General features: G+C 68.5%; 1 protein-coding gene. It reads left to right on the top strand.

The annotated features are described in order from the left end of the window. Positions 1–115: 115 nt before the first annotated feature. On the top strand, positions 116–600 hold a 485-nt coding region (locus E2651_RS43545), incomplete at its 3' end, for a PhzF family phenazine biosynthesis protein (RefSeq protein WP_135336769.1).

Raw genomic sequence — 600 nt, 5'->3', positions numbered from 1 at the left:
GATGGGGGTGGCCGGGGCGGTCGTCGTGGCGGGTGCGGGGGCGGTGTACGTGGCTAGGCGCCGCGTCTCCTGAGTCTCCTGAGAGTGCTTCAACTGAGGATGCTTGAATGCCCGGATGACGGAACTGCCTTCAGAACTTCCTGACGGACTGGACGTACTCCGGGTCTTCTGCGGGCCCGACGGTCGGCACGGCAATGAGCTGGGTGTCGTGCGCGACGGGGCGCGCGTGGCCGCTCGCGGTGATCGGCAGGCGGTTGCCGCGAAGCTCGGCTTCAGCGAGACGGTGTTCGTCGATGACCCCGAGCGCGGGGTCATCGACATCTACACCCCCACGCTGCGGCTGCCGTTCGCCGGTCATCCGTGCGTCGGTACGTCCTGGCTCCTTGACGTCCCTGAACTGGTCACGCCCGCAGGGGTGGTGGAGGCCCGCCAGGACGGGGAGTTCAACTGGATCGCGGCGCGGGCGGAGTGGGCGCCGGGGCGGACGCTGCGTTCGTACGGGACCCCGGCGGAGGTGGACGCCCTTGCGGTTCCGCCGCCGGGGGAGTGGATCTACGCTGTCTCTTATACACATCTGACGCTGCCGACGAATAGCCATCT

Origin of the sequence: Streptomyces sp. MZ04, from assembly GCF_004684775.1 — a bacterium.
Taxonomy (GTDB): domain Bacteria; phylum Actinomycetota; class Actinomycetes; order Streptomycetales; family Streptomycetaceae; genus Streptomyces.
This window is presented reverse-complemented; position numbering and strand designations above follow the sequence as displayed.